This window comes from Flavobacterium acetivorans (assembly GCF_020911885.1).
Lineage (GTDB): Bacteria > Bacteroidota > Bacteroidia > Flavobacteriales > Flavobacteriaceae > Flavobacterium > Flavobacterium acetivorans.
Genome location: NZ_CP087132.1, coordinates 3,554,724 through 3,562,455, shown reverse-complemented (window position 1 = coordinate 3,562,455; position 7,732 = coordinate 3,554,724). Strand labels below are relative to the sequence as shown.

Here is a 7,732-nt window from a genome sequence, read left to right as displayed (position 1 = left end):
AAATTCTATTAAATTATTTTTTTTAGTAATCGGCGTCTTATTAAATAAAACCAAAAAAAGTCTTATTTTTCGGGGTAACAAATATGTGAACAATTTTCTGTAAAAAAAAATTATTAGGGGTTGATTATGTAGAAATATTGTCGTAAGTAGGTAAAAAGGCGTTTGCTTTAATGTTAAATATAGAAAAATTAAGATGAAAGAACATGAATTTTCAGTAAGGGTACGCTATTCTGAAACGGACCAAATGGGAGTAGTTTATCATGGGAATTATGCCCAGTATTTTGAGATGGGACGCGTGGAATGGCTTAGAAACCTTGGGGTTTCCTATAAATGGATGGAAGAAAATGGGGTGATGCTTCCGGTGGTTTCTTTAAGTATGAATTATAAAAAACCGGCACGTTATGATGACTTATTAACGGTAAAAACTATTTTTAAAAGCCAGACTTCTGTCAAGATAGAATTTGATTATGAAATCTATAATGAGAAAAAGGAGTTATTAACAATTGCCCATTCAACATTGGTTTTTGTAGACATGAAAACGGGTCGTCCTACGCTTCCTCCGGAATATGTAAAGGAAAGGCTTTTGGCAATGTAGAATTAATAAAGAATAATTGATTATTCTTTGATTTTAATATCTATTTCGAAAAGTGAATTGAAAATGTCGAATACCATTTCGGCATTTTTTTTTCGGGTTTTGATTTCGATTTCGCAGCTCATTTCCATTTTTTGATTGACAATATCTAGATTTTTTTCTTTGATAATGCGCATGACTTTATTCATGTTTTTGTAGTCAAATGCAATTTGGTAATGAACGTCGATTGTTTTCTCAATTATTTCACAACTTTCAAGTGTTAATTGAGCCGATGTTTTGTAAGCAGAGATTAAACCGCCAACGCCTAGTTTTACGCCACCAAAAACCCGAACCACCACAATTAATGTATTGGTTAGGGAAAAGGACTGAATTTGGCCATAAATTGGCATTCCGGCGCTATTACTTGGTTCGCTGTCGTCATTGGCTCTGTAAGAAAGTTTGTCAGTGCCAATTTGATAAGCATAACAAAAATGACCAGCATTGGGATGTTGCTTTCTCAGAACATCGATAATTGGTTTTACTTCTTCCTCCGATTGGATGGGAAAGGCGTAACCAAAAAATTTGCTGTTTTTTTCTTTGAATAGTATTTCTTCAGAAGGGAATGCAATGGTATTATAAGTGTCTTTGATTTCCAAGAGTTGTTTTCTTCTAATTTATATTTTTTCAAACAGATCCACTACATCTTCTTGTCCTACTTGAAGATTCCAAACGTTCATTCCGAGTGAAAGTGCAGCATCTGTATTTTCTTTTTTGTCATCAACAAACAAAGTCCGTTTGGCTTGCAGGTCGTGTTTGTTTAAAACGTGGTTGAAAATTTCAGCATCGGGTTTTCGCATTCCCATTTCAAAAGAGAAATAGACTTTTTCAAAACATTGATAAAAATCGCTGTAAAAAGAAACGCCATTTTTTTGTTCAAAAGTATCGATATGAATAGCATCAGTATTACTCAATAAAAACAAGCGGTATTTTTGCGAAAGCATCTGAAGGAATTCTAGTCGGTACAATGGGAAATCTAATAAGATAGCATTCCATGCCTCTAGAATTTCTTCTGTTGTGGCTTTTGGCACGTGTTTTTGAATGCCTGAAAGGAAGTTTTCTTTTGAAATTTCGCCTTTTTCAAAAAGAATGTTTAATTGATTCAAGTCGTCATTCCATTCCGAGAGACCTATTTTTTTCAAACCTTCGAAAGTTGCTTTTTTGTCTAAATTGATAAAGACATCTCCAAAATCGAAAATAATTGCGTTAATCATGGTTTCTGGATATTATAAGTTCATCTTGATCAATCCAATGTTTTTTGAATTGTTTTTGAGTCATAATCGGAGCTTTTACGCCATCTCCCAAGACGGAATTTCCAATAAAAACGCGTGCTTCGTCCCAAAGGTTTGCATCGATAAAAGTTTGTAATATTTGGCTTCCGCCTTCAATAATTACAGACTGAATTTGATGTTTGTAAAGCAGCTTTGTAATTTGTGACGCTATGTTTTGCTCGAAATCAATACTTTCAAAGATAGTATTTTTTGAGCCTGTTTCTGTTGTTTTTCCGCAAATAATGATTGTTTTGGTTTGATTATCAAATATATGGTTGGTTTTTGGAATTCGATTATTTTGATCCAAAATCACCCGAACAGGATGATTTCCAGTCCAGTCTCTTACATCCAGTTTCGGATTGTCATCAATGACAGTTTGAGTTCCCACAAGAATGGCCTGTTCCTCGCTTCGCCATTTATGAACTAACTGTCTGGAATACGGATTTGTAATCCAAACCGGTTTTTTTTCGTTGCGTAAAGCTGTGTTTGGAGCAATGAAGCTGTCCTTACTTTCGGCCCATTTCAAGATGATATAAGGTCTTTTCTTGTTGTGAAAAGTAAAAAAGCGTTGATTGAGTTCATTACATTCATTTTCAAGAACACCTACGGTCACCTTTATTCCGGCTTCTATCAGTTTTTTGATTCCTTTGCCCGCTACTTTTTCATTGGGGTCAACGGTTCCTATCACTACATTTGGAATTTTATTTTGGATAATTAAATCGCAACAGGGCGGTGTTTTTCCAAAATGGCTGCAGGGTTCCAGACTGACATAAATAGTCGCTTTTTCAAGTAGTGATTTGTCTTTTACCGAATTGACCGCATTTACTTCGGCATGAGGTTCTCCGGCTTTTTTGTGCCAGCCTTCCCCAATAATTTTATTGTTGTAAACAATAATGCTACCTACCAAAGGATTGGGGTAGGTGGTTCCTAGGCCATTTTTGGCGAGTTCGATGCAACGTCGGAGGTATTTTTCATGTATTTCCACAGTACAAAAGTAGTATTTTTGAATGTAGTGCCGAAACTTCAGGATTAGTTTTAAAACTTTCGAGAATAACAATAAACAATGGCTATTTTTGTGTTTTTAAAACAAGTATAGAAAAGCAATGGAAAATTGGGTTATTAGAAAAATTGAGAAAGAAGATAATCAAGGTGTTGCTCAATTGATACGAGCTGTTTTTGATGAATTAAATATCCCCAAAGTAGGAACGGCCTATGCTGATCCTTATTTGGACTTGATGTTTGAGGAATACAATAAACCCAGATCGGCTTATTTTGTTGTAGAATTTCAGGGCGAAATTGTTGGTTGCGCTGGGGTGGCTCCGCTTGAAAACGAGGCTGAGACGATTTGCGAATTGCAAAAAATGTATTTTCTTCCCGAAACCCGAGGGAGAGGTATTGGAAGCCAAATGATGGCTGAATGTTTGCAAAGTGCCAAAGATTTTGGTTTTGAGCATTGTTATCTTGAAACCATGCCTTTTATGAAAGATGCTCAAAAACTTTATAAAAAAGTAGGATTTGAATATATTGATGCTCCATTGGGAAGTACGGGGCATACTTCTTGCCCAGTTTGGATGCTGAAAAAATTATGAATTATGGTTTCTAACCCATAAAATAATGCCTAATACGATGAAAATTAAAGAATACAGAAGTCAATTTATTCAAGAACTCACGCCCATTTTTGATGCTGGCGAAGCCGAGAGTTTTTTCTATCTGATACTGGAAGAAAAGCGTCAGTTGAAAAGAATTGATTTGGCTTTGCATCCGGATTTGGTTTTTTCGACAGAAGAAATTGGGAATTGGAATGCTCTTTTGGAACAGTTAAAAAAGGAAATTCCCGTTCAATACTTATTGGGGAAAACCAGTTTTTATGGATTGGATTTTGAGGTCAACGAAAATGTTTTGATTCCAAGACCTGAAACCGAAGAATTAGTCGAATGGATTATTCAAAGTCAAAAGTCAAAAGTCAAAAGTCAAAAATTAAGGATTTTAGACATCGGGACCGGAAGTGGTTGCATCGCGATTTCATTGGCAAAAAACATTCCGAATGCCCAAGTTTACGCCATAGATGTTTCGGAAAAAGCGTTGGCTACTGCCCAAAAAAATGCGGAAATTAATAAAGTTGAGGTAACTTTTTTAAATCAAAATATTCTTGAAACGGAAGATTTGAGGCAAGAGTTTGATATCATCGTTTCAAATCCTCCTTATGTTCGAAATCTGGAAAAGCAGGAAATCAAGAAAAATGTCTTGGATAACGAACCGCATTTGGCTCTTTTTGTAGATGATAACGATGCCTTAATTTTTTATAGAAAAATAGCTCAATTAGCGCAGAAAAATCTAACTTCAAAAGGACAGCTGTATTTTGAAATCAATCAGTATTTAGGCAAGGAAATGATCGAATTGCTTGAAAAAATGAATTTTAAAAATATCGAATTGCGCAAAGATATTTATGGTAATGACAGAATGATTTTTGGGGAGATAGCAGACTAAAGAATTTAGAAAGCAGGGAAAAAATAAATTTTCTTTTTTTTTACTTTACGAGAATTTATTTGGATTGTTAATCATGTAATTTATTAGTTTCCCAACTTCCAAACTTTTATTTGTTAATTCTATAAATAATTCTTGTGAGATATATTCACAAGCTAATGAATACTCCAGCCATGTTTGGGTTTCTGCATTTTCTGCGTCACAATCTGTGAGTTTTGAAATGAAGTTTTTTTCGTATCTTATTTTTCTTGATGCTTCAGCTAAATTTGCGGAAACACTTCGCGAAGAGCGTCTAATTTGGTCTGTTAATGAATATTTTTCTTCACTCGGGAAATATTTGGTCATTCTGAAAATCAACATCGACAATTCAAATGATTTTTTATAGGCTAATAAATCTTGAAATTTCATTTTAACTTTTTTTAGTTAGAAATCTATTTTCTGCTTTCTGAAATCCGCCTCCTGCTTTCTGGATTCTCAAATCTACTCGTATCGCAAAGCCTCAATCGGGTCTAACTTAGATGCTTTTATAGCAGGATACAAACCAGAAACGATAGCAACCATGAAGCTGGTAAAAAAAGCTGCAAATATCGCTGTCCACGGAATTACAAATGCAAAATCCATGGCGGTTGCAATCCCAAGACCAATCAGGATTCCAAAAATGATTCCCGCCAATCCGCCTAATTGACCAATCAACAAGGTTTCTATGAAAAATTGGAAAGCTACAGTGGTTTTCTTGGCGCCCAATGCTTTTCGTACACCTATTTCACGAGTACGTTCTGTCACCGAAACAATCATAATGTTCATCAAAGCAATAGAAGAACCCAAAACAGTTATAATTCCGATGAGCCAAGAAGCCAGTCCCAGGTATTTGGTGATACTCAGGATTCGGTTAATTAAATCATCACTTCGTACCACACCAAAATTATTGTCTTTTATCGGGCTCAGTTTGCGAACCCTGCGCATGGTGCTGTTTGCATTGTCTATGGCTTGATCCAGTAATTCCTTTTTAGAAACCATTACACTTATGGTATAATTTATTCTAGGTGCTGTAAACAAAGATCTAGCTACTTGAATGGGAATTAAAACCCTTAAATCTTGGCTGTTGCCAAAAGTGGAGCCTTTCTCTTTTAGGACACCAATGACTTTGAATTTAGCGCCTCGAATCGAAATGGTTTTGTCAATTGGGTTGATGTCTTTTAATAATCCTTTTTCAAAATCAGAACCCACAATACATACATAAGAATTGTTGTCAACATCAAATCCTGTGAAATTGCGCCCCAAGCTGGTTTCTAAACCGGAATTGGTTAAAAAATGTTCGTCAACTCCTACAATAGAAATTTCCGGATCTGTTTTTGTCGCCTCATATTTTACTTCCGCTTTGGATGTGGCCGTAAAAGAAAGTGAAGTTTCGGTAAAAGGATACTTGTATTTGTTTTTGAAAGCGACCGCTTCGGGATAGGAAATAATAGGATTTATGATTTCTCTCTCTCCGCCTCCGCGTCTTCGAGCACTGTTTTCGTATTGGTTGATATTGAAAGTATTGGCTCCCATAGAAGCGAAATCTTTGGAAAGGGTGTTTTCTAAAGCCGAAACGACTGTTAGGATACCAACCAAGGCCGTTATTCCTATCGCAATAATTACGATGGTAAGTACGGTTCTAAGCAATTGTGTTCTTATTGAACCAATAGCAATACGGACATTTTCTTTGAATAAATTTAGCATCATAGCAGTTTGACACGAAAATACAATTTTTGTTACAAGTTTGCTTTCGAAGGAGTAATTTTTTATTTTAAAAATAAGATATTTGCAATCAAAATTTACGATTCACGTCCCGATAGTTATCGGGATTGCTTTCCGATTAGTTCTTTTGAGAACGAGCGCGGGAGCTAAAATACCAAATGATCTAAAAATCCAATAAAAAATGGCATCAAAACCGAGTATACCTAAAGGAACTAGAGATTTTTCACCTGCCGAGGTGGCAAAACGTCAGTATATTATCCAAATCATAAAAGATAATTTCGAGAAATTTGGCTTTCAACCGATAGAAACCCCTTCTTTTGAAAATTCCGAAACCCTGATGGGGAAATATGGAGAAGAAGGTGATCGTTTGATTTTTAAAATTTTGAATTCCGGAGACTATTTGGCTAAAGCCAATGCGGCTCATTTGGAGAGCAAAGACAGTACAAAATTGACGGCAAGTATTTCTGAGAAAGCCTTACGTTACGACTTGACGGTTCCTTTCGCGAGATATGTGGTGCAGCACCAGAATGATATTGAATTTCCATTTAAAAGATATCAAATCCAGCCGGTTTGGCGTGCCGATAGACCTCAAAAAGGGCGTTTCAGGGAGTTTTTTCAATGTGATGCCGATGTGGTTGGATCGAAATCGCTGTGGCAGGAAGTAGAATTAGTGCAATTGTATGATACTGTTTTTACGACTTTGGGGTTAGAAGGAGTGACAGTTAAAATTAACAACCGTAAAATATTATCCGGAATTGCCGAAGTAATTGGGGCTTCTGATAAGCTTATTGATTTTACGGTGGCTTTGGATAAACTCGATAAAATAGGTGAGGACGGTGTAAAAAAGGAAATGATCGAAAAAGGAATTTCCGAAGAAGCGATTGTGAAAGTGCAGCCGTTATTTAATTTCACCGGAACCATTTCTGAAAAAATCGAAAAATTATCCCAACTTTTATCTGCTTCAGAAGAAGGGATGAAAGGAGTGGAAGAATTGCGTTTTATATGCGATAACGTGATGAATTTAGGATTGTCATCTGCAATTTTAGATTTAGATGTAACTCTTGCAAGAGGGTTGAATTATTATACGGGTGCCATTTTTGAAGTGGCTCCGCCAAAAGGAGTGGCCATGGGATCTATTGGCGGTGGCGGAAGATACGATGACTTAACGGGAATTTTTGGGTTGAAAAACATGAGCGGTGTTGGAATTTCCTTTGGTTTGGATCGTATTTATTTGGTTGTCGAAGAGTTGAGTTTGTTTCCTGAAACCGTTACGGCAAGCTCTAAGGCTTTATTCATCAATTATGGTGACAAAGAAGCTTTTTATGCTATGAAAGCAATTAAGGATTTAAGAGCTTCTGGGATAAAAGTCGAGTTGTATCCTGATAATGCAAAAGTAGCCAAGCAGTTTCAGCATGCTGATAAACGCAATATTCCTTTTGCGGTGATTGTTGGTGATAAGGAAATGGAATCGAATACGTATTCGCTTAAAAATTTAGTGACAGGAGAACAGCTTTCGATTGATTTTGAGACTTTAAAGAATAGTTTGTCTTAAGAAATTTTTCGGTCAATAAAAAAAGCTTTGTTTTTAAAACAAAGCTTTTTTTTAATA

The 7,732-nt window shown here is 35.9% G+C and carries 9 protein-coding genes; 4 read left to right on the top strand and 5 right to left on the bottom strand.

The genetic code is table 11. The annotated features are described in order from the left end of the window. Positions 1-193: 193 nt before the first annotated feature. Positions 194-595 carry an acyl-CoA thioesterase gene (locus LNP19_RS15385; RefSeq protein ID WP_230062775.1) on the top strand — a complete coding sequence of 134 codons (402 nt, stop codon included), beginning with the start codon at positions 194-196 and terminating at the stop codon, positions 593-595. 20 nt (positions 596-615) lie between these two features. Here LNP19_RS15385 and LNP19_RS15380 read toward each other — a convergent pair whose 3' ends face one another. From LNP19_RS15380 to ribD, 3 genes are read right to left on the bottom strand one after another with little or no spacing between them, the layout of a single operon-like run. Continuing rightward, entirely contained in the window at positions 616-1,227 is a 612-nt protein-coding gene (locus LNP19_RS15380) for an IMPACT family protein (RefSeq protein WP_230062774.1), read from the bottom strand. Between the two features lie 18 nt (positions 1,228-1,245). Continuing rightward, positions 1,246-1,842, bottom strand: coding sequence for an HAD family hydrolase (locus LNP19_RS15375; protein WP_230062773.1), 597 nt, complete (start codon positions 1,840-1,842; stop codon positions 1,246-1,248). Further along, positions 1,835-2,884, bottom strand: a complete 1,050-nt coding sequence (ribD, locus tag LNP19_RS15370; RefSeq protein ID WP_230062772.1) for a bifunctional diaminohydroxyphosphoribosylaminopyrimidine deaminase/5-amino-6-(5-phosphoribosylamino)uracil reductase RibD — start codon at positions 2,882-2,884, stop codon at positions 1,835-1,837. Before ribD ends, LNP19_RS15375 begins: the two co-directional genes overlap by 8 nt. 118 nt (positions 2,885-3,002) lie before the next feature. Here ribD and LNP19_RS15365 point away from each other — a divergent pair, with 118 nt between their 5' ends. Next, positions 3,003-3,488, top strand: a complete 486-nt coding sequence (locus tag LNP19_RS15365; protein WP_230062771.1) for a GNAT family N-acetyltransferase — start codon at positions 3,003-3,005, stop codon at positions 3,486-3,488. Positions 3,489-3,525: 37 nt separating this feature from the next. Continuing rightward, positions 3,526-4,386, top strand: a complete 861-nt coding sequence (gene prmC, locus LNP19_RS15360) for a peptide chain release factor N(5)-glutamine methyltransferase (protein ID WP_230062770.1) — start codon at positions 3,526-3,528, stop codon at positions 4,384-4,386. A gap of 45 nt (positions 4,387-4,431) precedes the next feature. Here the strand turns inward: prmC and LNP19_RS15355 are convergent, their stop codons facing one another. Beyond that, a complete protein-coding gene (locus LNP19_RS15355) occupies positions 4,432-4,791 on the bottom strand; it encodes a four helix bundle protein (RefSeq protein ID WP_230062769.1) in 360 nt (119 codons plus the stop codon). Between the two features lie 72 nt (positions 4,792-4,863). Further along, a complete protein-coding gene (locus LNP19_RS15350; protein WP_230062768.1) occupies positions 4,864-6,108 on the bottom strand; it encodes an ABC transporter permease in 1,245 nt (414 codons plus the stop codon). Positions 6,109-6,304: 196 nt separating this feature from the next. Here LNP19_RS15350 and hisS point away from each other — a divergent pair, with 196 nt between their 5' ends. Then, positions 6,305-7,675, top strand: a complete 1,371-nt coding sequence (gene hisS, locus LNP19_RS15345; protein ID WP_230062767.1) for a histidine--tRNA ligase — start codon at positions 6,305-6,307, stop codon at positions 7,673-7,675. Positions 7,676-7,732: the final 57 nt, after the last annotated feature.

Bases quoted from the DNA above. Each gene is read 5' to 3' on its own strand.
- LNP19_RS15385 (WP_230062775.1), top strand. From the start codon at position 194: ATGAAAGAACATGAATTTTCAGTAAGGGTACGCTATTCTGAAACGGAC.
- LNP19_RS15375 (WP_230062773.1), bottom strand. From the start codon at position 1,842: ATGATTAACGCAATTATTTTCGATTTTGGAGATGTCTTTATCAATTTA.
- LNP19_RS15365 (WP_230062771.1), top strand. From the start codon at position 3,003: ATGGAAAATTGGGTTATTAGAAAAATTGAGAAAGAAGATAATCAAGGT.
- prmC (WP_230062770.1), top strand. From the start codon at position 3,526: ATGAAAATTAAAGAATACAGAAGTCAATTTATTCAAGAACTCACGCCC.
- LNP19_RS15355 (WP_230062769.1), bottom strand. From the start codon at position 4,791: ATGAAATTTCAAGATTTATTAGCCTATAAAAAATCATTTGAATTGTCG.
- LNP19_RS15350 (WP_230062768.1), bottom strand. From the start codon at position 6,108: ATGATGCTAAATTTATTCAAAGAAAATGTCCGTATTGCTATTGGTTCA.
- hisS (WP_230062767.1), top strand. From the start codon at position 6,305: ATGGCATCAAAACCGAGTATACCTAAAGGAACTAGAGATTTTTCACCT.